Source organism: Methanosarcina sp. 2.H.A.1B.4 (assembly GCF_000979385.1).
Lineage (GTDB): Archaea > Halobacteriota > Methanosarcinia > Methanosarcinales > Methanosarcinaceae > Methanosarcina.
This window is the reverse complement of sequence record NZ_JJOV01000080.1, coordinates 1-23,414: the sequence shown is the minus strand read 5'-3', so window position 1 is coordinate 23,414 and position 23,414 is coordinate 1. Positions and strand designations below refer to the sequence as shown.

Here is a 23,414-nt window from a genome sequence, read left to right as displayed (position 1 = left end):
AGGGCATATTCTCAAAAATAGTAAGGTTTCCGGGAACCTCAAGTCTTTCCTGTATTCTTCGGTAAGAAAATCGGATCGGAAACAACAATTTTCATACCATTACCCGAAAATGAGCTTTTAAATTTCCCAGTAAGGCTGAAGATTATACTGTTCATAAACTTTAGCCAGATCATTATGATTTAAAGTCCACACATCTTTATCCAGGCCTTCTGCCGTTTTGAATGCTTCCTTCTCAACTTTAAGGATATAATCTCCTCGACTTGCTTGAAGAGCTCCCCAGGGAATGGCAAAGAATTTACACTTCATACCAAGAAAACAATCACAAGCAAATACTACGTATGCGATTCTTCCCCGTTCAGTGTCAATCATGACTTCTTTAATCTTTCCGAGTTCTTCATCTTTAATGGTGAGGATCTTAGATCCTTTTATTTCGTTTGCCGGCACAAAAGTCATGTGCCTTGGAACTTGCGTTTCTTCAGCTACTCCCATACACCTCAACTCCCAATATATTATTCACTTATTGTCTTTATTTATCCCTTTCAAAAGTACAGAGAAGCGTTCCATGCTCTCCGCCTGCCCATCATAAACCGCCCCATTAATAATAACAATTCATTAATAATATACATTCCTTACGTACTTGAGGTCGTGTCCACCAGTAACTGAAAACGGTGAGCAAAAGAACGTCTATGAACTTCCTCAGGATGCTAGTTTTCACCCCACTTTTCTCCCAACTTTTCCCCACAGTTTCCCCACAGTTTTCTCCGAACCTTTCTCCGAACTTTTCTCCGAACTCATGCCGCCAGCGCCTCATTCAATTCACTAATAACCATATTCATCTCGTCCCCGAAAAGCTGGTACATCCTGCCGCTTCCGCCATGAACGTCAAAGGGATAGTAGGCAAGATCGTCTATTTCCAGATGGAAGCTCGTGGCAACGTAATCCTTTATCATGCGGAGCCAGTTCATCTGGTCATCATTGAATTTCAGGGTTCCCGCCTGTTTTTTGAATACCCAGTCCTGGAAGTTCCGGTTTACGGTCTGGTCATAGGAGGTCAGCACAGGGTCGATTTCGGTTATCCTGCGGATCAGGGAAACCAGGGCTGTGAGTTCATTCTTCGGGGAATTTCCGTTTACCTTTTCCAGCTGCTCATAAGCCTGCCATATCCTGAAAGGAGCAAAATAGGGCTTTTCCAGTTTCAGTTTGTCCAGCACTTCTTTTATCATCGTAAAGGTGACTTCCCTGCGCTGGTAGGGCTGGTTGTAGAAAATTCTCAGGGCTGTGATTTCGTCTTTGTTAGCTTCCATATATGCCTTAAAGTCGTTAACCAGCTCATCCGCCCGTATAACAGCGTCTTTGTCCCATTCGGCTCTGTTAAGGGTATCGATGTTCAAGGTATCGATTATCTGCTCATGGACTCTGCGGACATTTTCGATGTATTCGTTCAGTTCGCCGGAAAAAGTGGACCTGGCAACATCAATCAGATTTTCCTGTGCCTTTTTCTTTGCATCGGCTTCCTGAATTTCCGGCTGGCGTTGTTTAATCTCGGAAGCTCCGGAATCAATGATATCAGGGTTATATGCACTGAGCAGGTCCTTAACAGCCTGATTGATAGTTTTTCCGTTAGCCTTCTCAGCAAAAGTAGCTCTTTCGTCATCGCTTATCTGCCTGTTCAGCCTTGCCAGGCGGGAAGCCAGGGAAACGTAAAGGTCTTCGTCCTGAGCGCCAAAGGTTACTGCTGCCAGCAGGTCTTTTAGAGATGTGCTTTTCTTGCGTTCCAGAGGCCGGCTGTCAGTTTTCATTGTTTTTGTAACGCCAACTGCGTCCACAATTACAAAATGGGTCTTGGCAGAAACAGCCGATCCTGTTACCCTTACAAGGTCATCGTAGCCCAGGGTGCGTGTACCCCGGCCTTTCATTTGCTCAAAATAATTACGGCTCTTTACATCCCTCATAAAGAGCAGGCATTCCAGCGGCTTGACATCCGTGCCCGTAGCAATCATGTCTACTGTAACCGCGATTCTGAGGCGGGGACCGTTGCGAAAATCTGACAATATTGATTTTGGGTCTTCTTCAGCTTTGTACGTGATTTTCTTGCAAAAAGCGTTGCCTTCTGCAAACTCTTCCCGCACTATATTGATAATATCATCGGCATGGCTGTCGTTCTTGGCAAAGATCAGGGTTTTTGGAACTTCCTCTCTGCCCGGGAAGATCTCAGGCAGCTTCTCTTTAAATGTCCGGATCACATTTCGAATCTGGCTGGGGTTGACCACGTCCCTGTCCAGCTTTTTGGAAGTATAGGTGAAATCTTCGTCCAGCTGTTCCCAGCGTTTTTTGCGGGTAAGTTTCTCTCTCCTGTCCACATACTCCTTTGCAGCTATCTTTGCTCCGTTTTTGCTGATTTCGGTCTCAATGGTGTACACATCATAACCGACATTCACGCCGTCTGCCACAGCTTCTTCATGACTGTACTCGCTCACCACGTTCTCATTGAAAAACCCAAAAGTGCGTTTATCAGGTGTTGCTGTCAGGCCTATCAAAAAAGCATCGAAATAATCCAGCACCTGCTGCCACAGGTTGTAAATGGAGCGGTGGCACTCGTCTATGACTACAAAATCAAACTCTTCAATGGGAATCTTCTCATTATACACCACAGGAAGCGGTTCCTTTGGCTGCCAGCCCCTCTCGGCAGGGTTCTCTTCCTCTATTTTTTCGTCCAGCTCCTCGCCCTTCAGAATAGAGTAAAGCCGCTGAATTGTGGAAATGCACACCTGGCTGTCCGAGGAGATATAACTGGAACGTAAGCGCTGCACATTGTACAGCTCGGTAAATTTACGGTTATCATCATTGGGCACATAAGCCATGAATTCCTGCTCTGCCTGTTCGCCCAGATTCCTGGTATCAACAAGGAACAGCACTTTTCTGGCATCCGCAAATTTTAGTAATCGGTAGATGAAGGTTATGGCAGTATAGGTCTTTCCGGAACCGGTTGCCATCTGGACCAGAGCCCTCGGGCGGTTGTCCTTAAAGGATTTTTCAAGATTTGAAATCGCTGTTATCTGGCAGTCCCGTAACTTTTCGGTTGGCAATTCAGGTATCTCAAGTAACCTTTCCCTCAAAGGCTTCTTTCTGAGCCATTCCTCAAAAGTCTCAGGCCGCAGAAAAGAAAAAACAGGTTTTGACCTTGGTTTCGGGTCACGGAAGTCTGTGAAGCGTGTAAGTGCCCCGGTGCTCTCGTACACAAAAGGAAGCGGGTCATTGTTCAGGTACTTTAGCCTGCTTGCAGCATACTCGGCTGATTGTTCCTCAACAACGGTTAACCGGTGGCCTTCTTCGTCCCTTTTCGCCTCAATGATTCCAACGGGCCTTTTGTCAACAAAGAGTACATAATCAGCCGGCCCCACATCGGTAAGATATTCTTTAACTGCAATGCCTCTGGAGGCACTCCAGTCGATCCTGCTCTTTTCCTGCACTACCCAGCCAGAATCATATAATTTTCTATCGATGGCATCTCTGGCTTGCTGCTCCGGGGTCTGGTTATTATTCATATGTCTTTACCCGTTGAATGTTTTTTACCCATTGAAATTCATTTTTATCCTTCTTTTCCTGGATTGGAATGCCGAGGCTGGCTCCTTCTTTGAATGTGATTTATACCGATAAATGTTTCTAAATTTATGTATGTTCCTTCTATATTTTGGAAATTGTGTAAATTATCCACTAGAAACAGTGAAGAACCAAAAAAGCGGATGTAAGAGGTATGATTCGAATGCAAGGAATCCTGTGAAAATAGGCCCAAACCCATTACCTTTGGCCTGGCTTCTTGCCGCAACTCAGATGAAATGTAAATAGGATTCATGCGTCTTCGGTTAAGTGAAGAATCATGATATATTGCATCTGTTTCCACAACAGTTCTCCAAAATTGTATAAATTTATGGGCTGGAACAGGATATCTATTTCATGTAAATAGGCCAAAATTCAAGCCCGGCTCCTGGTTCAAAATCGATAGCTTTAGGGCAAGAAAATTCCTTAACCGATGACCAATGAGATAGGATTAGAGAAATTAAGCAAAATAGAACTTAATAGAAAATAAGCAAAATAGAACTTAATAGAACTTAATAGAAAATAAGCAAAATAGAACTTAATAGAACTTAATAGAAAATGAGAAAATCATAATGAGTTTGGTGCGGGAGAAGGGATTCGAACCCCTGAACGTCTGCACGAACAGATCTTGAGTCTGCCACCGTTGACCGCTTGGTTACTCCCGCGCTTTTCGGAATCCAAATAGGTAAAGTTACAACTAACATATAAAGCTAATCCTGTAAATAGACTAATCCTGCTAATTTTTGAGTCTGGGGGATGTTTTGCAGATATTTTCATTTCATTTCCGGTTTCAGACTTTCCGGCTTCAGGCTTCAAGTTTTGAGACCTTCAGGTTTCACTCACGAACTGTTTACATGGACCCAGTTGAGGTACTCCTGTTCTCCTTCAATTCCCCAGAATTCGATGGCAGGCAGGTCGTACGTATGAAGGATTTTCACGACTGTGATTATTTCATCAAGGCGTGAAGAGTCAGTTTTAACAAGCATTGCGATCTCGTTCTGCGTCTCTATATTTTCGTTCCATCTGTAGATTGAAGATACAGGAAACATGTTTACGCAGGCTGCAAGCCTTCTTGAAACCAGCTCTTTTGCGATTTCTGATGCATTCTTCATATCTCCGACAGTGATGTATACGATCCCAAGCATGTAACAGGCACCTCATACAAAGTTATTATAACCACAAATATGCTGGATATACTGAACATTATTCGTGCAATTATTATCTATTGTCTTTGACCATAAAAATTACCTTTAAAATTACCTTTCCGGCAAATTGAAAGCTGTAATTCCATATAGGTTCTTATATAATTAGGATGTATTATTTTGTGCATTTTTCGAGACGGGCATTTTCAAAAAAGGTGTTATTAAGAAATTGGATCTCATGCTATGTAAAGACGAACTAAAACATTTTTATAATAAGATATACAACCGGGTTTAACAGCATTAATTAATTGAATGTATGCATTTCCCCTGACTATTGCTTAAAATGATAGCCCGGGATTTAGAAACTGCATTCAAAGGTTGCTGGCGCTAACTTCTTTATTGAAGGCATGTTCTATATACAGTTATAATCTATCAACAGTTAATCGTCAATATTAAACGATTAACATTCACAATTCAAAGCTTATAAATGGTTCAGCTTAATTATTTTGGAGAATTTCCTTGAGTGGCACAAGCATTGCACTTGGTATTTTTTTAATGTACTGGTTCCTTATTTCCTTTCTTGATAGAAAGGGTATTCTGGAGAAGTATAATATAAGCACTTTCGGGCCTCTTCCGATCCTCATGATCAGGACAACAAAGGGTCTTAAACTACTGGATATTCTTGCCCGCCCGAGACGTTACTGGAGGATTTTCGCAAACATTGGAATCCTTATGATGTTTGCAGGCATGATTGCCATGTTCCTGGTCATTGCTATTTCGGACCTTGCGCTTTATACCTCGTTTCTGAACAATACAGTTCCGGAGCCGGGAAAGTACAATGCACCCAGGAATATCCTGCTGATTCCGGGTGTAAATGAGTTTATTCCCTTTACCTGGGGAGTGATTGCCCTCGTAGTTACTCTTGTAGTGCACGAGTTTTCCCATGCAATTCTGTGCAGGGTTGAAGGGATCAGAGTCAAATCCATGGGAATCCTGTTTGCCCTTGTCCCGATAGGGGGTTTTGCAGAACCTGATGATGAACAGCTCTTTGGCAAGAAAGAGGAAATAAAAAAAGAGCTGCCGCTAACGGCGACGATTGAGGAAATCAAAGAGTGGGAGCAGAGAGAAAAAGAAGAACAAAAGCTAAAAGAGGAACAAAACGGGGAAATAGATGTTTCCAGGCACAAAGAAACAAATCCTGCACCAGCAGTAATTGCCACAAGAAACCAGAGAGCCCGTATCCTTGCTGCCGGAGTTATGGCTAATTTCTGCGTTGCTTTTGTCGCTCTACTGCTCTTTTTCGGGCCTGTGCTGGGGGCAATTGCTCCTCTCAGTGATGCAATGATCGTAGGCGTAAACGAAAATTCTCCAGCTCAGCTTGCAGGGCTTCAAAATGACATGGTAATCACGCAGGTTAATGACACAAACATAACCACAGGCATGGACCTTCTCTCCTATCTCGAGACAGTTGAACCCGGAGACTCTTTGCGCATCCATGCCTCAAAAGACAGTGTCGTTTCAGTCTATGAGTTAAAAGTTCCTTCTTCTCCGGAGAAATGTTTCAGTGGAGTGCCTATAGGAGGGATTGTAGAAGGAAGTCCTGCGGAGGCTGCGGGAATCGAGACCGGAATGACAATGCTCCGGATTAACGATACAAGAATGCGAAGCATTGCAAGTTTCATTGACTTTATGGAAGGGACAAGGGCAAACCAGACTATAGAGGTAGAGACGTTGCCCTCTGCAAATTATACGGGTGCCCTTACCGAAAATGGCACAGCTATCTTTGATGTCCAGCTGGCTCCTCACCCCTCGGGTGGTGAAAGTGGCTTCCTTGGAGTGATGTACGGGAATGAAGGAAACCTGGAGTGCCCGATGTTCGGAATTTCCATCTGGATGCCCCAGGCAAAATTCTATCTCGAAGCGCTAAAGCAGATCCCTTCCCTTCTGGACGAACCGGTAGGCTGGATTATCCTTTTCGGGCTTCCGATATACGGATTTGCAGGTGAGGGATTCCGCGGCTTTTCAGGCACAATCGCTCAGTTCTACCATCCGGTTGGCTGGGCAGAGCCCCTGGGAATCGGAATTTTCTGGATTGCAAATTCCCTGCTCTGGATTGGCTGGCTGAACTTTTACGTAGGCCTGTTCAACTGCCTGCCTGCAGTGCCTCTTGATGGTGGGCATGTATTCAGAGACTATAGCTACTCGCTCATATACCGGTTTACACGGAACGAAGCAGTCTCGGAAAGGGTCTCAAATTCGATCACAGCAAGTCTTTCGATGTTGATCCTGTTATCATTCCTCTTCATGATATTCGGGCCTTTCATAGGCCAGTGGATCTGAACAGCTAAAACAGAGAACAGCATCGAAATTAATTCCGTCAATTCGGAAATCTGCTGGAAAGCCGGGAAGTTAAAATCTCTTCCCGTTTTTTGGCTTTTTTAATTCTGGTGGCCCCTGATAATTCTGGTGGTCCCTGATTAATCAGTTGCTATTATTCAGAATATCCAGACTCAGACTGGATCTTTTGTTTTTCTCTCCCTGCGCAGCAAGGAATTTTGCCACCCATCAACCAGATAAAAAAACTCCCGACAAAACGACACCGCAATTAGAGAAAAAATACATTGAGAAATACCCCCTGGCTGAAAGAATACTTTCCTTGACACAGGAAGCCGCTCTTTAATTTACAGGTAAACATAAGCATCTCCTCCAGTTTGGAGGGAAAACTTTCAAAAAAAGTAAATAATGAGTCTTTTTTCGGACACTGTTTTTACTTTTGGGTCAACGTCTCATTTTTTTCTTTGAAAGACTGCTCTCTTGCTTCGAGCGTGAAAAGAACGACTTAATACATATAATGATGTTTTATGGGTTAAAATTTGTTATTTAATCTTCTTTAGTCCTCTTGACCAAAAATAACCGCTAAAACCCATAAATTAGTCCTCTTGAGCGCAGCGAAAAGGACCTCGTGCTGTTGCACTTACAGTGCAACTCCCAGGAAATCTCTGATTTCCTGTGATCCCGAAGCGAAACTCGGGTGCCGAAGCGAAACTCGGGCGAGACGCAATTCGGGCGAGAATAAGTTCTCAAAGAACCTTCAAGCTAAATTCTATGAACACATAGAGATATTAATAAAGATTATAAGGTATTTTGACCTAGTTCAGCAGAAGAACTAAGGCAGGGCGCTAAAAATGTTTTCTTCGGGTAGAAAAAAGACGAGCCACAGATCAAAGTTTCGAAAAATCATGCGCAAACGGCCTAATCTGGCATACAAACTTGCAGCTTTGCTCCTGCTTTCCATCTATATTCTGCTGTTCAAATATCTTATGATTCTTGAGAACCAGCCCGAAAATGCAAACGCTATCACAGCTATCTACTGGGCTACAACTACCATTGCAACGGTAGGATACGGCGATGTGGTCTTCGCCTCGCTTTCGGGAAGAATCTTTTCCATAGTCGTACAGGTCATGGGAATTATTCTGATTTCAGGTTTTCTTGCAACTTATGTTATTGCTCCCTGGATGGACAGGGTGATCAAGTTCAGGATGCCCAGGAAAGTCCCTTCCAGCATGAAAGAGCATATCATCATCTGTGGGTACAACCAGCTGGTAGAAACCCTTATTGATGAATTGGAAGAGCAGGAGATAACGTTTATAATAATTGAGGATGAGGAAGAAATAATCAAAGAACTTGTTTACAGGGATATCCCCTGCATTTTCGGGACTCCAAGTGACAGGCAGGCACTTACGAATGCAGGTATTGAAAAAGCCAGGATCCTTATTGCCAACAAGTCCGATGAAAGAAATGCAAACATCGTGCTAACCGCTCGGGAGTTCCAGCACCTCAATATTATTGCCATCGTTGAGGATAGGTCCAATTCAAAATACCTGAAATACGCAGGTGCAGACACGGTTGTTTCTCCGAAATCGATATTCGGGCAGTTTATCGGAAAAAAAGCAATGGACAGGCTTGTAAGCAGGGTGACAGGGACGACTGAAATTTTCAAAGGAGTGCACGTTACGGAATTCCCGATCTACCTCAAGAGCCCTCTTATAGGCAAGACCCTTAAAGAAGTTTCCAGCCAGCGGTTGACTGATGCAAGAATCGTTGGAATCTGGAAAAGCGGAGCCCTCTCTTTTAACCTTAAAGAAGATGATATCATCCGGGGCAATTCTGTCCTGCTGGCTGTGGGAACTCCTGAGGAGCTCTCAAAACTGAAGAAACTTACTCATTGATTGCCAGCCTGAAGTATACAGTTTTTATAGGCATCATAAATTCAATAGATGAGGGATTAATAATGGAGTCAAAAGGGCATCTGGTGGTACTCGGATACGGAGACGTTGGAAAGAGCATTGTGAGTGAACTCTCCGGAGGACTGTTCCGTTTTGTAGTTGTGGACTCCAATGAAAAAGTTTTTGAGAATGTGGAGTTTGAACATCTTGTGGGCAACGGGGCGGATGAGGAGGTCCTGATTGCAGCTGGAGTAAAAACTGCATCTTTTGTGTTTGTAGCCCTGAATGATGATACCAATGTTATTTTCGCAACCCTTATTTCCAGGGGACTCAACCCCGAAGCTACAATTGTGGCAAGAGCGAACTCCGTAAAATCAATCGATAAGATCTATAAGGCAGGAGCGGACTATGTTGGGTCTCTTTCCATAGTTGCAGGACAGATGCTGGCCAAAATGAGCGCAAATTGTATTGGAAAAGTCTGCAGGATCGATGAAGATATAATGCTTTACGAAGGCATAGAAATTGAAAAGTACCATATTGAGAAAGGCTCTTTTTTTGACAGAAAATCAATAGAAGACCTGGACCTCGAAAAAAAGATCGGGTGCACTGTAATAGGCATTGAGCGTGGAGGCCTTGTTACTATTACTATTAATAAACAGACGGTACTCCGGGCAGGAGACATAGTTGCATTTGTGGGAAGCAGCAAGCAGATCTCGGAGTTTAAGGAGAAATATCTTGACTAAAAAGTCTCTTTTTTATCTGTTCCTGTACTTTCAGTTCCTTTTCTATCCGTTCCGGTAATTTGAACTTGTTCTTCTAATTCCATGTTCCTCTAATTCCATGTTCCTCTAATTCCATGTTCCTCTAATTCCATGTTCCTCTAATTCCATGTTCCTCTAATTCCATGTTTCTGTAACTCTATTTGTTTCTGTAACTACCTGTTCCTGCAATCTTTACAGATACCTGCTTTTCGGATAACTTTCTACTTTTTTTCAGGAACAAATATATTGGTTGAAACAGAATATAATAAAATAGAAACTTACTTTTTATAGTAAGTAAAAGATTAACTTCTTATAATTAATGAGTAATTATTCGCATTTAAAAGAAACTTACCACGCTTATATATGTTATAATATGGAGAGTATGTGATAGTATGGAGAGTTTGTCTACCGGAGTAGAAGGGCTGGATTTGCTGATGGAGGGAGGGTATCCTAAAGGAAAGAGTATTCTGGTCACGGGCCCTCCGGGTTCGGGAAAAACCATCCTCGGAATTCATTTCCTTCACAGGAGTTGCCAGGAAGGCAAAAAATGCATACTTATTCTTACCAGAGAACTTACTGAAGATATACTTACTCAGGCCCGTGGCCTCAATCTTAATCTGGAGCCTTTCCTTGAGAACGGCCAGCTCAGTATCAGGAATATATTCGAAGACAAGATTAACAAGCTCAAAAGCGTTTCAAAATTCGGAAAAGGGCTCTGTGCCGTGGATGCGGATATAATCGAATATCTGAGCTCCATGTCTTCGGAAGTTGATGTTGTGGTCATTGACAACATTGGAGTAATGGCTATACATCACGAGATAAGGGAGTTTGCAGATGAGTTCAGTTCGATCTGCATTATTCTCCTGAAAAATGGATGTACAGGCCTCTTTGTAATGGATGAGGACTCTTACGAGCTGACTCACAAGCTTACAGGTTACATGGTTTTCGGGTTGATGAGACTCATAACACAGGAAAATTTCAGTTCTGGAAAAACGAAGCAGTATCTCTACATTGAAAAAATGAGAAATACTCCAGTTCCGGTCAAGTATTCCCTGTTTGATGTTACTCCGCAGGGAATTAGAGTAATCTCAGGCATGAAACCCTCTCTCAAATGATCAGCTACCATCCCCAAATGATCAGCTACCATCCCTCAAATGATCAGCTACCATCCCTCAAATGATCAGCTACCCGAATTGTGCCTCGGGATCTCAGGAAATCGGAGATTTTCCGGGAGTTGCACTGCAAGTGCAACAGTCCGCTGTCCTTAGAGGATTAATTAAACTGGGTAAAAATGTGAAAAAAGGTTATGCTGCTTTTATGATAAATTCACAGCAGTCATTCCTATTTCCTATGGTTTTTAGAGCCTCGAGACTGCAGGCCGAATCTACTTTCAAAGTTATGTTTGAAAAAATCTTCCTGGTCAGTGTGCAAAGGATGGGGTTTTTGCGGGCTTCTTCTCCTTTCCAGGGACATTTTGTTCCCCTGACTACCCAGAGGTTTTCATTTTCACCCATGCTCGAGGAAAAGGTTCCACCCATCTGGTTCATTATCTCGGCGCAGACATTCCCTGCGTAAGCCAGGTCCATTTCTCTGTCTTCAAAATGGTACAGATCAAAAAGTGTCTTTTCTACCATGCCTGTCATCTGATTTATTATAACCTTTTTTTCCTCATTTGAGACAGACTGAAGAAGGGTCGGAATTACGGATGTAAGGATACTCTGTACCCTGTTCTTTATTTCGAGACTGTCGCGGTCGGCAACCAATCTATCGTGAAGGCACTTGACTCTGAGCAGAGATTTTACTCGGGTCTTGAGTTCAAGCCTGTTTATAGGTTTTGTAAGGAAATCATCAGCTCCGACCTCAATCCCTCTGATCCGGTCTTCAAGTTCCGAAAGGGCTGTAAGCATCAGGACAGGAATGAACTGGGTTTCGGGATTTTCCTTGAGGATTTTGCAGACCTCATAGCCGTTGATCTCAGGCATCATAACATCCAGAAGCACAATATCCGGTTTTTCGTCCTTAACTTTCTGAAGTGCTTCATTTCCGCCATAGGCAGAGATAACTTCATAAGGTTCAACTGCAAGGTAGGCTTCCATCAGTTCTATATTTTCCTTCATGTCATCTACAATCAGGACTTTTGGTTTGTTTTTCTCATTCAACAAGGCTTCCTCCCTTGGGTTCATGAATCTTGATCCCTTTAGATGTAATTTCAAAGATTGACATATCGGGAGAAATAGGAGTGCTGCGCATCTTGGGTATGCACAGATAGCGCTCCATTTTTCCGAGATAGGCGTTCTCTTTTACCAGCAGGCGAATAGAACCGTAGACCGAGTATTCAGCAAGCTGGTGAGTTAGATTGTGTGCTGACTCGTCCATGATTAAAAGAGTAGTGCAGCCTTTTTTTCTCACGAGATAGTTCAGTCCGTCAAACTGGTCCCTGAGCCTTTTTTGGGAAACTCTCAGGGCAAAAGTGCCCAGGTTATCTATGACAAGGCATTCTGTTCCTTCACGTATTAATTCTATAAGGTTTGGAAGTTCAATATCAAGGCTTTCAGGTTTAAATCCGTACCTTGTCTGCCCTATGCTTTCTGAACGGCTCTCAAATATGTTTTCTATGCTGAGTTGCCCGCTCTCATAGTAAGGCTTAATATCATGCCCCAGCATTTCTGCCTGGTAGAGGATATCTTCAGGAGTTTCTTCAGTTGCGATCATCAGGCATTTTCTTCCTTCAACGCAGTTCCTGTGAATGAAATGGATTCCAAAGATAGTTTTTCCACTCCCTGCCACTCCTGTAATCAGGGTTGCTTTGTTCACAGGATAGCCCCCGATCAATTTCCTGTCCAGCTCTTCTATGCCTGTTGAAACCCTCTCCATTTTTGTAAACCCTCATTCTCTTGTGTACTTTGCCCCTTTTACTTCCCGCACTATCAGGTGACATTGAATTAGTTGTACAATGTATTGTAAGTTATAGAAAATATTCAAATAAATTTAGCAGTTTTAGGATTATTTAGCAGTTTTGGGATTATTTAGTAGTTTTCTAACTTAAAACACATATTCACTATTCCTTAATAGCTTGAAATAAAAGAACTTTCTATTTAATTTTATTGATTATGATAAGATCATATTTGGTTTCTATATTTCAATTGTGTATAATATTATGATGCCGAAAATTACTTCTATATATTAAAAGAACTTTTGTAATATAAAAGTTATGTTTGTGGTGTGTTTCTTTTATTTCAGTGATGTTTCTATTAATTTCGACCTGATATTTAGCTATAAATTTCTTTTCTTCAGTCAATATGCTAAATTTTATTTAGCCTGTGCCACTTGACAAACATTCTCATCAGGGGGAACTTTTGAATTTGCTCTCTTTTTCTGTCCATTTTTCTTAATTCTGAGAGAAACCTTTAATATAGGTAGTTACTATCACTACACTTGCACCATGGGCTCGTAGGGTAGCCAGGATATCCTAATGGGCTTCGAAGTAATATTATTACGAAGATACCCATTGACTCGTGTTCGAATCGCGGCGGGCCCGTTAATTATTCTTTTACCTGGCATCTTCAATTTTGCTATAAGTGTTCTTCTGTACAGTCTTTTCTTCAGCTGAATCTTATTCCTGAAAAGTTTTTTCACTCTGTGTTTTAAGATTTTCTTTTCACGGCATACCAGAATTCTACCAAACTTCTACCAAAATCCTTTCATTGTGCGCCAAAAAATATTTATAATCTGGATTTTTTCCTGCAGGAAAAGAAACCACCGAAATTGAACAAAGAGGCCCCGGATGGAAAAGAAACATGAACCTTTATTCAGAATCGAATGGATTGATGCAAAAAACTCTGAAGCTCTGGAAGACGCCTTCAATGTCCGCAGAGAGGTCTTCATAAAAGAACAAAACATACCCGAGGACGAGGAATTTGACGAAGCAGACTTAAGGTCCTATCATGTTATTGTGTATGCAAATTCAAGACCAGTGGCTACAGGCAGACTTTTAAAAGAGAGGGAAATATGGCTTATAGGAAGGATTTCCGTCCTGAAAGAATACAGGGGAAAACAGGTCGGCAAACTCGTTGTAGATAAACTTCTGGAACAAGCTATTGAACTTGGAGCAGCAGAGGTTAATATTCATGCACAGACCCATGCAGTAAGTTTTTACAAAAAGTTTGGGTTTGTTGCTTTTGGAGATACTTTCCTTGAAGCTGGCATAGAGCATATCTCAATGGTAAAAAAGATCTGATTTCAAGGCAGATAGAAGTCTATTAAGGTTCGAAGTTAATTGAGGTTCGAAGTTAATCCAGGAAATCTCAGTCCTTATAATGCTGCAATTCTTATTTTCGGGATACTTATATATTATCTGAGCAAAATTCTATATTTATGAGCTGGTATGCAATAGATGCGGTAGACAGGGCTTTTTTAAGGACAAAAAAAGCTCTCTTTGAACCTTTTGATTTCTGGAAATGGGTAAAACTCGCAGTCATTATCTTTTTGCTGGGTGGTGCAGCCTCTAACTATGGAGGCTCGGGTACCAATTACCGGATGGACTCCGAAGATTTCGGAAACAATTTACCTTATGTCGAACCGGGTCAGATCCCCGGATTTCCTTCCGGGGTTAATGGAATTGATCCTTACCATATGTACTTTCCGGAACCAGCGGGAGCTATTATTGCAGTAATAGTCTTTCTTCTGCTCCTGGCTCTACTCATATCCTACATCTCCAGCATCATGGAGTTTGTTTTTGTGGAGTCCCTGGTAAAAAACGAGGTTAAGTTCTGGGCTTATTTAGGGGAGTTTATGGGAAAGGGGTTCTACCTCCTGCTGGTGCGTCTGGCTCTCGGGCTGGTTTTTCTCGTGTTTTTTGCAATAGCTTTTCTACCTCTTATTCCCACTATCCTCGAGGAGCCTTCTGACGTTTCCGTGCCTGTTCTTATAGGCGGGATTTTCTGGTTTATTGTTGTGCTCCTGATATTGGCCCTGATCGGGGTAGCAATAAATTCCTTTTTAAGTCTCGCAATTCCTCTTTCAATTTACCGGAACACCGGGATTCTTTCAGCTTTCGGGCTTGTCTTTGCAAACTTCAGGAAAAGCTGGAAGGAAGTTATTGTTTACTGGTTTGTCAGATTCTTACTCAGCATAGGAATAGCTATTCTTGCAATTCTTCTTTTCGGGATTACTATGCTGTTTTTAGGGCTGATTTTCCTTATTACCGATGGGATGCTGTACTTCCTTTTTTCAGCCCTTGTATCAGATTTCCTTGTCTGGATACTCCTTATTCCCTTTGTACTTATAGAGCTGGCATTGATCTTTGGAGCCCTTCTTTTCCTCAATGTACCCTTTGCCGTTTTCATGAAGTACCATCTCTTAAGTTTCCTTGAAACCTGGTTTGTCGGTGCAGAAATTCCCTTTTTTGATGCTCCTGTCCAGGAGCCTGAAAAGGGTTTAAGCGAAGCTGAGGTTAATTTTTGAGTTGAATTTTGATGTTTGAGTTAAATATAAGAAAATTCAGGGTTTTGAACCGACTTTAGAGTCGGTCTCCCTGAGTTTTCTGGATATTCAGGTCAGCATTTTAACAGCCGACCTCTTTTTTATATCAGGACAAAGAACCTGTGTTTAGAAACTCTGTTTTTTTAATAATAATATACTTCCTGAAACTAACTATATTCTGCGAATATTCTTTCCGGATCTCATTCGGAAATCAAAGTTTGGGAGTTGAAAATAATGAAGCAGGAGTTCATCGAGAAATATTATATGGGCAAAGAAGTCGAAATTGATATTGGGGGAAGTACCACATACAGGGGAGTTGTTGCAGAATGTAATGACGGAGTCCTGAGCCTTAAATGGACCATAAAAGAAGAAGGCTACACGCATATTGATATAGGGAGAATTGCTGCAATGTGGAGAACCCTGAAGCAAAAGTAAGAAGATGTCAAAGTAAAACAATATCGCAAAATGGTATTTAAAAACAATATTGCAAAATGGTATTGTAACAGGCGCAGTAAAATAATACACTTCAAAATTTGCTTGTACTATACGAATTAAACTCAGTAGTAGAGGTAGCTGAAGTCTTTTCAGTTCCTCTACGGCTAAGTTTTAACTTTAAGGCGGGAAGTTTCCTTCCTCTATGTGAAGCAGCAGAGAGGAGTAGTTCACTTTTACATTCAAGCTTTTGAGGAGGGGAAAGAAGCCTCTACTTTTTTATCCCAATTTTTTCTGTTTCAAACTCTTTCTTCCGGAAAACCGGAATCCTGCTGTAGATTTTGAGTTTTTATTCTCTACTTTCTAACCCGGATAGTTCTGTAAAAATCTCGTGATAATATATCGTGATAAAATATCGTGGTAAGTACTGTGAATAAGTATATGAATAGAAAACAATGGACTGTCTTTTCTGCTGTTACAATAAAGCTTAAATTAAGTACAGTAATTACTGAATAAACTGATTGGCGTGCAGTGAATCCTTTTATCCGTCGGAAAGGTGTAGATTTGCTTTCCCGGGTAAGGATATTTTGTACGTAAGATATTTGTCTGAAGTAAAGTATATAAGCGGTTGGTAAAGGACATTATATACTTTACTGTAGATTCGGTACCTTACCGGTCAGAGGTTTGTTATAGTATGCTGACCAGTAATTTACCCTGAAATCAGCGCTTACTGGTTATCAGTGCCAGCAGCGGTTTGTCAATATTAGTATTGTCACCACTTACTGATTAGCAATTTATCAAGAGTTGTCAGTCAGCCGCAGGATAGGGCTTGAATCGACGACCTTTACTTCAGTTTATTTTTCATCAGGGAGACTCCCATATGATAAAAGAAATCACTGCCAAATACAATGCAGAACAAATTGAAAATAAAGTAACGCAGTTCTGGGAAGACAGCGATGCCTACCGGAAAACCCGGGAGCACCGTAAAACCGGAAAAAGGCTTTTTTTTGTTGACGGCCCCCCGTATACTACAGGACATATCCACCTGGGGACTGCCTGGAATAAGATCATTAAAGATTCTATTCTCCGCTATTATTCCATGAACAACCGCAATATCATGGAGCGCCCCGGCTGGGATATGCACGGGCTGCCCATCGAGGTTAAGGTCGAAGGTTTGCTCGGTTTCAAGTCCAAGAAGGACATCGAGAGTTTCGGGGTAGGGAATTTCATTGAGAAATGTAAGGAGTTTGCCATAAGCCAGAAGCAGGCAATGACCGAGCAGTTCGAGAGGCTCGGGGTCTGGCTTCAGTGGGAAGACCCCTACATGACCCTCAAGGACGAGTACATCGAGGCTGCCTGGTGGACCCTTAAACAGGCTCAGGAAAAGGACCTGCTTGACGTGGGCAAGCGTGTGGTCAACTGGTGTCCCCGTTGCGAAACCGCCATTGCCGATTCCGAAGTCGAATATGCGGACCGGGCCGACCCGTCCATCTATGTCAAGTTCAAGGTCAGGGGAGAGGAAAACACCTTCATAGTGATCTGGACCACAACCCCCTGGACCATCCCCTCGAACATCGCCGTTGCGGTCCACCCGTCCTTCGAATACGCGAAGTTCAGGGCAGTCCGCCAGGACGGAAAGGAAGAAATCCTGATCGCAGCCACAGCCCTTATTGAGAACGTGCTCCGGAAGGGCAGGTACACGGACTACGAGATCCTTGAAACCATGCTCGGGGAAGACGTTGCAGGCCTGGAATACGAGAGCCCCCTTGCGGACCTGATCCCGCGCCAGGCTGAATTCAAGCACAATGTCTACGAGGCCGAATACGTAACCGCAGAAAACACCGGCTGTGTGCACATTGCCCCGGGGCACGGGATGGACGACTTTAACGTAGGGGTCAAAAACGGCCTGCCGATTTTCTGTCCCGTAGGCCCGAACGGTTCCTACACCGGAGAAGCCGGCAAGTATGCAGGCATGAACATAAGGGAAGCAAACACTGTTGTCATCGAGGACCTCCTGGAGCGCGACAGGCTCCTTGCCGAGGGGACCGTGACCCACCGTTACGGGCACTGCTGGCGCTGCAAGACCCCTATCATCTACCTGGCGACCGAACAGTGGTTCCTCAAAATTACCGATCTCAAGGAAAAAATGCTCGAGGCAATCGATGCAGTAGACTGGTACCCCGACTGGGCAGGCTCGGCCCGCTTCAGGACCTGGGTGGAAGGCGCAAGGGACTGGTGCATCTCCAGGCAGCGCTACTGGGGAATCCCGATCCCGGTCTGGAAATGCCGGAAATGCGGCAAGCTCGAAGTCATAGGGACCAGGGAAGAACTCATTGAAAAGTCCAGCAATGCTGGCGGGGAAATCGAACTGCATCGCCCCTACGTGGATGAAGTGCTCATTCCCTGTGAATGCGGTGGAGACAAAAAGCGTGTTGAAGACGTTTTTGATGTCTGGTTTGACTCGGCTGTTGCTTCCTGGGCAACCCTGAAATATCCACAGACGCAGGATCAGTTTGATGAATGGTGGCCTGCCGACTTCATTACCGAAGGGCATGACCAGACCCGAGGCTGGTTCTATTCCCAGCTTGGAGCAAGCATGGTCGGCTTTGGACGGGCGCCTTATAAGAGTGTGCTTATGCACGGCTTTACTCTTGATGCCGGCGGAAAGAAGATGTCAAAGAGCCTTGGAAATGTAATTTCCCCGCTGGACATCATCGACAGGTTCGGGGCAGATACCCTTCGCGCCTACGTACTTTCCTCAAGCGCGCCCTGGGACGACCTGAAGTTCAACCTGGAGGAGATAGAAACTGTCCACCGCTCAATTAACATCCTCTGGAACGTTTTCAGGTTCCCGCTTCCGTATATGGCGCTTGACAAGTTTGACCCGATGCAGGTCAGCCTGGACTCTGTAAAAGATGCCCTCCGTGAAGAAGACAGGTGGATTCTCTCAAGAGCCCAGTCCGTGGTAAAAGCTGTAGATGAAGCCATGAGTGGGTACCTGCTGCATAAAGCAGTCCGTGAGATCCTGGAGTTTGCTCTGGAAGACCTCTCGCGCTGGTATATCCAGCTTATCCGCCCAAGGACCTGGACCGAAGCTGACGACCCGGACAAGCTTGCAGCTTACTGTGTGCTTTACGAAGTCTATGTAACCATCACAAAACTGATCTCCCCCTTCATGCCCTACCTGGCTGAGGAGATGTACCAGAACCTGATCCGGAATGTGGATCCGAAAGCTCACGAATCCGTGCACATGTGCGACTGGCCGAAGGTTAACGAAGCCTATCTTGACCCCGAGCTTGAAGCAGCCATGAGCACTGCCCGTTCCATTGTGGAAGCTGCCTCAAACGCCCGCCAGAAGGCAGGAAGAAAACTCAGGTGGCCCATATCCAGAATTGTTGTCTCCCCTGAAAGCGAGGATGCAGCAAAGGCAGTTGACAGGCTGCGTTCAGTCCTTATGGACCAGACCAATTCCAAAGCCATTGTTCTTACAGGTGTAGGCAAGAGCTGGGACGAACTCGGGCTTGAGGTTATCCCTGACCCGGGTAAGATCGGTCCTGTCTTCAAGAAGGATGCCGGAAAAGTTATCCCTGCCCTGCAAAAAGTCGACGGCGTTGCTTTAAAGAAAGCCTTTGCCGAAACCGGGGAATTCGAGCTCCTCCTGGCCGATGGGACTACTGTCACAGTCACCCCGGGCATGGCGAACTACAAAGAAACCCTGCCCGAAGGTACAGCCAGCGCAGAGTCCGATGCAGGCCTTGTTTATGTGGATGCAAACCTTACTCCTGAACTCGAAGCTGAAGGATACTCAAGGGAAGTCATCCGCAGGCTGCAGGACATGCGGAAGGAACTCGACCTTATTGTGGACGAGAACATCCGTGTCTTTGTCCGGATCGAAGACGAAAGGGTCTTAACGCTTGTTGAAACCCTGAAGGATCTGATTGCAGAAGAGGTTAGAGCCGATTTCTTTGACATAGGCAGCGGTATTGAGGTTTCCGGAGCCCTTGTAAAGGACTGGGATGTCGAAGGCATTGCCATGAAGATGGGAATTGCAAAGAAATAACTCTGCAATTAAGTTTAAGAACAAAACTCGATAAGAAAATCTAAGTTCAGAAAAGAAAAACAGGAAAGGAGTGATTCATATGGATTTTGCTGCCTGGGAGCCTATCTATGAACGAATTCTTAAAGACTTCGGGTTCGACCGCACAGGTGATGAAGAGGCAGCTCGCTTTCTTTCCCAAAAGCTGACTGAGAAAAACACTGCGAGCCTTTCCGAAATTAAGGATACGATCTCAGAAAAGCCTCTTCTAGTCTGCGGGAATGCTCCGGGACTCAGAAACGAGCTTTTGAAGCTCGATCTTTCTTCTTTTGTGATTGTTGCAGCCGACGGAGCAGCCGCCGTTCTTATGGATATGGGCCGCGTGCCTGAGGTCATCTGTACCGACCTTGACGGTAATTCCGAAGCTGACATTGAAAAAGAGATTCTCGCCTGCACACGGGGCTCAATAGTCCTTATCCACGCCCATGGGGATAACATGGATAAGCTGGAAAAATACGTTCCGCGGTTCAGGCGCTTTATTGCAACTACCCAGGCCCGGCCTTTAGATAACGTTTACAACTTTGGTGGGTTCAGTGATGGGGACCGCTGCGTTTTTGTAGCCCGGGAGTTCGGGGCTAAAAGCATCAGGCTGGCTGGATTTGATTTTGAAGATCCCTTAGTGAACCCGATTAAGAAAAAGAAGCTGAATTGGGCGAAAGAATTAATCGAAATGTTAGGGATTTGAAGGCTAAACGGCCATGTGGATGGTCGAGGTTCAGTGAACTAACAGGTTCAAATCTTTTTCATGCAAGGATTGACCAAAAATTTTTATGTTGGAGAAAACTATACATCTAAAGAAAAAAAAGTAATTTGCATAGTGTATAAATAGAAAGGTTTATTCACTTTTTTAGTTCAATTCACAGCATTTAAAGCTTTAAATTAGATCAGTAGTTCCGAATAACCCAAGTTCCGAACTCTGAATTAAGAACATCAATAAATATTTTTGATAACCCGAAAAAAGTTCTAATGGATCATGGAATTCATTTTCATTGGTCATCGGTTAAGGAATTTTCTTGCCTGAAGGCTATCGATTTTGTACCATAAGTCTGCCTTTAATTTCACTTTATTTTCCTCAAATCGATACCCTGTTCCAGCTACAACATGTACCAAACATTTAATAACTGTTGTGGAAGTGGAAGCAATTTATCAAGATTCTTCACTTAACCGAAGACGCATGCATACTATTCGTTTTCTCTTAATTCGGGCACTTCCGGGTTTATTATGGATAATCTGAATGAAGCGGATAATATTACTTTTTCTTCCCTGCACACACAAATGCTCCGATCACTGCCATAACTACCCATAGAATACCTGTGAAAGGAGTGCTTTCCGTATCTGAGGGTGAGTTTGAATCTGCTGGCTGTTCACTTGCAGTCTCTGTGTTTTCTATCTGATTTTCTTCCTGCCATTTTCCCTGAACTTTCAGTTCCTCAATTACTGCACCCCTGTCTGATACAGGGTGTTTTCCTGGAAAGCCTCCGGAAACGCTAAAAAGCTGCTTATCGGACTCTTCGTCCCTGAGCATGAGGAGCACGGATTCGTTCAGGGTGAACTCTGCCTGGTCTTCAGTCCAAAAATTGCTGCCTATTTCGGTTCTCACTTTAATGGTTTCGGCTTGCAGGGGATTATAGAGCCATTCCTCAACTGTAATTGTGAAGATTGTATGGTCATAGTGTACATCAATCCCACTGACGGTTCCTATCACTATTCTGTCTGAAGTGTTAATCTGGTAGGGTATTTCGGCAGCTTCCGGAATCAATTCGGCTGCTGCAGGGCATGGAGCCAAAAGGAGCAGGGCTAGTGCAGATAATATCAAGAGCATATTCAGTTTTCTCATCGACTTCTCCTGTATTATATTCCGGATTGACTTCTCCTGTTTTTGATTCCGAGTTGATTTCTTCTGTTTACGGTTCAATTTATTTTTTTAATATCCTGCTTATTCCTTCATTAATCCTTTATTTTTCTCTATTATATCTTATTTATGCTTTTTTTAATCTGCAGATTCATTTGAACCTTTTATTGTCCCATCTGGACCATTGAAGGAAAGAGCAGTTCTTCAAGAGTCGAGAAGACGACTTGGGAAATGAACAATGACAAAAAGGGTTGAGAAAAGCTGCATTTCAGCTTTTAGACTCGTATGGAGATGCTAATAGAATGGAACCTCAACAAATTGAATATATTTATTTGAAGACAAATATAATTATTCGATGACAAATATAATTATTCAATGCGAATATGAAATGCTCATTCTTTTTTGTGGGGGCAAAAAATGAGGGAAAATTTTACAATCAGATTTTTTACTTTTTCGTAAAAAAAGTACTTTTGAGGATTTCTACAAAACCAGATCTCATTGATGACGTGGGGTAATGCAAAATGAAAAAGGGAAAATGTCCAAAATGCGGGAGCGAAAATCTCGATATAGGCCATATAATTGGAGAACGTATAGGTTATGAGTCTGATAGCGAATGCTATTTTACCGGTCCCATACGCGAATTTAAAGTGCATGTTTGTTTAGATTGTGGATATGCTGAATTTTATGTGGATGTAGTAAATCGAAAAAAAGTTGAAAGTTGAATCTAAAGTGTAAATATGTGTTATGGGTCCGCATAAGTGACAGAGATAGGGATCCGCACAAGTGACAGAGATAGCGAAGCATTAAATTTTATAGAAAAGTATTGGAAATTGATCCATACAGTGCTTATGCATGGAATAAAAAAGGCGATATCCTCTTTTTGTTAAGCTGAAAAACAGTCCAGGATTTAGTGGAAATGGTGGAAAGGCTAAAAACAGCTGTCAAGATGTATGTATCCGGGTATCGCATAATGTTGAGGCATATCATACGATACATGATGAGGCATCAATCTGGATACGACTTCATCAAACCGGTCTTGCCTTTCCACCGCATCTAATATAAGGCTTTTAGCCTTAGTCTACCACTTTCTAATCATCTATTGCCCTTTTTTTCTTGCAGTCCTTCGCCCATCTATGAAACGATTCACTCATATAACGCCAGGGTGGAGTGATGATCGTAATGGCAGCGAAGAACTTTTCACGTATTTCTGCGCCGCAGAAATACGAATTATGATTGGCTTTTATTGTTATAAATAATTTTCCAGATCGATTTATATAAACTCAACTATTTTTAATATGAGGAAAACATTAAAGCAAAAATGAAGGATTATTACGTAAATATTTCTTGTTTTCACAGACTCTTCCGGGTGACACAGATCTAAAAATCAAAATGCATTCATGGTTCTCATAATTTTGAGTAGCTTGAAAAATGGGCAGGAAAGAGGAAAGGTAGAAGTTAACAGCTAAATAATATTATTGATATATCTATAAATACAATTCTCTTAATATAATATTAACTTTCCAATAATAATCTTATGTGGCTTCGATGTGCATCAAACCTTCTAATAATGTGCATCAAACCTTCTAATATAATGTAATTCCCTCTATAATTCGATTTAGTTGCCTAAATCAATATTGTATTCATTACAAATGCTGTCTGGTAGCCTGAAATACTACCAAATACTTTCGAATACTACTTATTCCAAATACAGAAGGTTGAAGTATCAAGTAGTGAACTACCACTCAGCTAAAGACTGAGTGGCTTCTTGGTTCATTCCTCCCTCTATTGAGGGCAAGTCCCCAAGCTCTTCCCCGCGTTCCGCAGGTG

Annotated in this window: 16 protein-coding genes and 2 tRNA genes; 11 read left to right on the top strand and 7 right to left on the bottom strand. The window is 42.9% G+C overall.

Annotated elements, in window-relative coordinates:
* Positions 1-117: 117 nt before the first annotated feature.
* From EO92_RS12250 to cutA, 4 genes are all read right to left on the bottom strand, one after another.
* Positions 118-489, bottom strand: a complete 372-nt coding sequence (locus EO92_RS12250; RefSeq protein ID WP_048171941.1) for a PRC-barrel domain-containing protein — start codon at positions 487-489, stop codon at positions 118-120.
* Positions 490-791: 302 nt separating this feature from the next.
* Positions 792-3,545: a DEAD/DEAH box helicase family protein gene (locus tag EO92_RS12245; protein ID WP_048171939.1), complete on the bottom strand. Its 2,754-nt coding sequence runs from the start codon at positions 3,543-3,545 to the stop codon at positions 792-794.
* A 631-nt stretch (positions 3,546-4,176) separates the two neighbouring features.
* A tRNA-Leu gene (locus EO92_RS12240) sits at positions 4,177-4,262 on the bottom strand.
* Positions 4,263-4,436: 174 nt separating this feature from the next.
* The gene (gene cutA / locus EO92_RS12235) at positions 4,437-4,742 is read right to left on the bottom strand and encodes a divalent-cation tolerance protein CutA (RefSeq protein ID WP_048171937.1); all 306 of its coding nucleotides are present in this window, start codon (positions 4,740-4,742) and stop codon (positions 4,437-4,439) included.
* A gap of 516 nt (positions 4,743-5,258) precedes the next feature.
* Between cutA and EO92_RS12230 the strand changes: the two genes are divergently transcribed.
* From EO92_RS12230 to EO92_RS12215, 4 genes are all read left to right on the top strand, one after another.
* Complete coding sequence (locus tag EO92_RS12230) at positions 5,259-7,079, top strand: site-2 protease family protein (RefSeq protein WP_048171935.1); 1,821 nt, start codon at positions 5,259-5,261, stop codon at positions 7,077-7,079.
* An 899-nt stretch (positions 7,080-7,978) separates the two neighbouring features.
* On the top strand, positions 7,979-8,968 hold the full coding sequence (locus EO92_RS12225; RefSeq protein WP_235283324.1) for a TrkA family potassium uptake protein: 990 nt from the start codon (positions 7,979-7,981) through the stop codon (positions 8,966-8,968).
* Positions 8,969-9,030: 62 nt separating this feature from the next.
* Positions 9,031-9,708 carry a TrkA family potassium uptake protein gene (locus tag EO92_RS12220; RefSeq protein WP_048163563.1) on the top strand — a complete coding sequence of 226 codons (678 nt, stop codon included), beginning with the start codon at positions 9,031-9,033 and terminating at the stop codon, positions 9,706-9,708.
* 410 nt (positions 9,709-10,118) lie between these two features.
* Positions 10,119-10,841 carry an RAD55 family ATPase gene (locus EO92_RS12215; RefSeq protein WP_048133626.1) on the top strand — a complete coding sequence of 241 codons (723 nt, stop codon included), beginning with the start codon at positions 10,119-10,121 and terminating at the stop codon, positions 10,839-10,841.
* Positions 10,842-11,030: 189 nt separating this feature from the next.
* On the opposite strand, the gene EO92_RS12210 is transcribed toward EO92_RS12215, so the two are convergent.
* Positions 11,031-11,885 (bottom strand): response regulator, encoded by an 855-nt coding sequence (locus EO92_RS12210; protein ID WP_235283323.1) that lies wholly within the window; start codon positions 11,883-11,885, stop codon positions 11,031-11,033.
* Positions 11,878-12,600 (bottom strand): ATPase domain-containing protein, encoded by a 723-nt coding sequence (locus tag EO92_RS12205; RefSeq protein ID WP_048133628.1) that lies wholly within the window; start codon positions 12,598-12,600, stop codon positions 11,878-11,880. Before EO92_RS12205 ends, EO92_RS12210 begins: the two co-directional genes overlap by 8 nt.
* A gap of 570 nt (positions 12,601-13,170) precedes the next feature.
* Here EO92_RS12205 and EO92_RS12200 point away from each other — a divergent pair.
* The 6 genes from EO92_RS12200 to EO92_RS12175 all read left to right on the top strand — a co-directional run bounded on the left by EO92_RS12200 (position 13,171) and on the right by EO92_RS12175 (position 20,420).
* Positions 13,171-13,264: transfer RNA gene (locus EO92_RS12200), tRNA-Arg, on the top strand.
* 246 nt (positions 13,265-13,510) lie between these two features.
* Positions 13,511-13,963 (top strand): GNAT family N-acetyltransferase, encoded by a 453-nt coding sequence (locus tag EO92_RS12195; protein ID WP_048171930.1) that lies wholly within the window; start codon positions 13,511-13,513, stop codon positions 13,961-13,963.
* A 137-nt stretch (positions 13,964-14,100) separates the two neighbouring features.
* Positions 14,101-15,189, top strand: coding sequence for a hypothetical protein (locus EO92_RS12190; protein ID WP_048171928.1), 1,089 nt, complete (start codon positions 14,101-14,103; stop codon positions 15,187-15,189).
* Positions 15,190-15,441: 252 nt separating this feature from the next.
* Positions 15,442-15,642 carry an MM0924 family protein gene (locus tag EO92_RS12185; protein ID WP_048171927.1) on the top strand — a complete coding sequence of 67 codons (201 nt, stop codon included), beginning with the start codon at positions 15,442-15,444 and terminating at the stop codon, positions 15,640-15,642.
* An 877-nt stretch (positions 15,643-16,519) separates the two neighbouring features.
* Positions 16,520-19,699 (top strand): isoleucine--tRNA ligase, encoded by a 3,180-nt coding sequence (gene ileS, locus EO92_RS12180; protein ID WP_048171925.1) that lies wholly within the window; start codon positions 16,520-16,522, stop codon positions 19,697-19,699.
* A gap of 79 nt (positions 19,700-19,778) precedes the next feature.
* The gene (locus EO92_RS12175; protein WP_048171923.1) at positions 19,779-20,420 is read left to right on the top strand and encodes a 6-hydroxymethylpterin diphosphokinase MptE-like protein; all 642 of its coding nucleotides are present in this window, start codon (positions 19,779-19,781) and stop codon (positions 20,418-20,420) included.
* 564 nt (positions 20,421-20,984) lie between these two features.
* Here EO92_RS12175 and EO92_RS12170 read toward each other — a convergent pair.
* On the bottom strand, positions 20,985-21,572 hold the full coding sequence (locus EO92_RS12170; RefSeq protein WP_235283322.1) for a hypothetical protein: 588 nt from the start codon (positions 21,570-21,572) through the stop codon (positions 20,985-20,987).
* 536 nt (positions 21,573-22,108) lie between these two features.
* Between EO92_RS12170 and EO92_RS12165 the strand changes: the two genes are divergently transcribed.
* Positions 22,109-22,309 (top strand): hypothetical protein, encoded by a 201-nt coding sequence (locus tag EO92_RS12165; RefSeq protein ID WP_048171920.1) that lies wholly within the window; start codon positions 22,109-22,111, stop codon positions 22,307-22,309.
* The last annotated feature ends 1,105 nt before the right edge of the window (positions 22,310-23,414 follow it).

Excerpts from the sequence above, each read along its gene's own strand:
- EO92_RS12250 (WP_048171941.1), bottom strand. The coding sequence starts at position 489 with ATGGGAGTAGCTGAAGAAACGCAAGTTCCAAGGCACATGACTTTTGTG.
- EO92_RS12245 (WP_048171939.1), bottom strand. The coding sequence starts at position 3,545 with ATGAATAATAACCAGACCCCGGAGCAGCAAGCCAGAGATGCCATCGAT.
- cutA (WP_048171937.1), bottom strand. The coding sequence starts at position 4,742 with ATGCTTGGGATCGTATACATCACTGTCGGAGATATGAAGAATGCATCA.
- EO92_RS12225 (WP_235283324.1), top strand. The coding sequence starts at position 7,979 with ATGCGCAAACGGCCTAATCTGGCATACAAACTTGCAGCTTTGCTCCTG.
- EO92_RS12220 (WP_048163563.1), top strand. The coding sequence starts at position 9,031 with ATGGAGTCAAAAGGGCATCTGGTGGTACTCGGATACGGAGACGTTGGA.
- EO92_RS12215 (WP_048133626.1), top strand. The coding sequence starts at position 10,119 with ATGGAGAGTTTGTCTACCGGAGTAGAAGGGCTGGATTTGCTGATGGAG.
- EO92_RS12205 (WP_048133628.1), bottom strand. The coding sequence starts at position 12,600 with ATGGAGAGGGTTTCAACAGGCATAGAAGAGCTGGACAGGAAATTGATC.
- EO92_RS12195 (WP_048171930.1), top strand. The coding sequence starts at position 13,511 with ATGGAAAAGAAACATGAACCTTTATTCAGAATCGAATGGATTGATGCA.
- EO92_RS12190 (WP_048171928.1), top strand. The coding sequence starts at position 14,101 with ATGAGCTGGTATGCAATAGATGCGGTAGACAGGGCTTTTTTAAGGACA.
- EO92_RS12185 (WP_048171927.1), top strand. The coding sequence starts at position 15,442 with ATGAAGCAGGAGTTCATCGAGAAATATTATATGGGCAAAGAAGTCGAA.
- ileS (WP_048171925.1), top strand. The coding sequence starts at position 16,520 with ATGATAAAAGAAATCACTGCCAAATACAATGCAGAACAAATTGAAAAT.
- EO92_RS12175 (WP_048171923.1), top strand. The coding sequence starts at position 19,779 with ATGGATTTTGCTGCCTGGGAGCCTATCTATGAACGAATTCTTAAAGAC.
- EO92_RS12170 (WP_235283322.1), bottom strand. The coding sequence starts at position 21,572 with ATGAGAAAACTGAATATGCTCTTGATATTATCTGCACTAGCCCTGCTC.
- EO92_RS12165 (WP_048171920.1), top strand. The coding sequence starts at position 22,109 with ATGAAAAAGGGAAAATGTCCAAAATGCGGGAGCGAAAATCTCGATATA.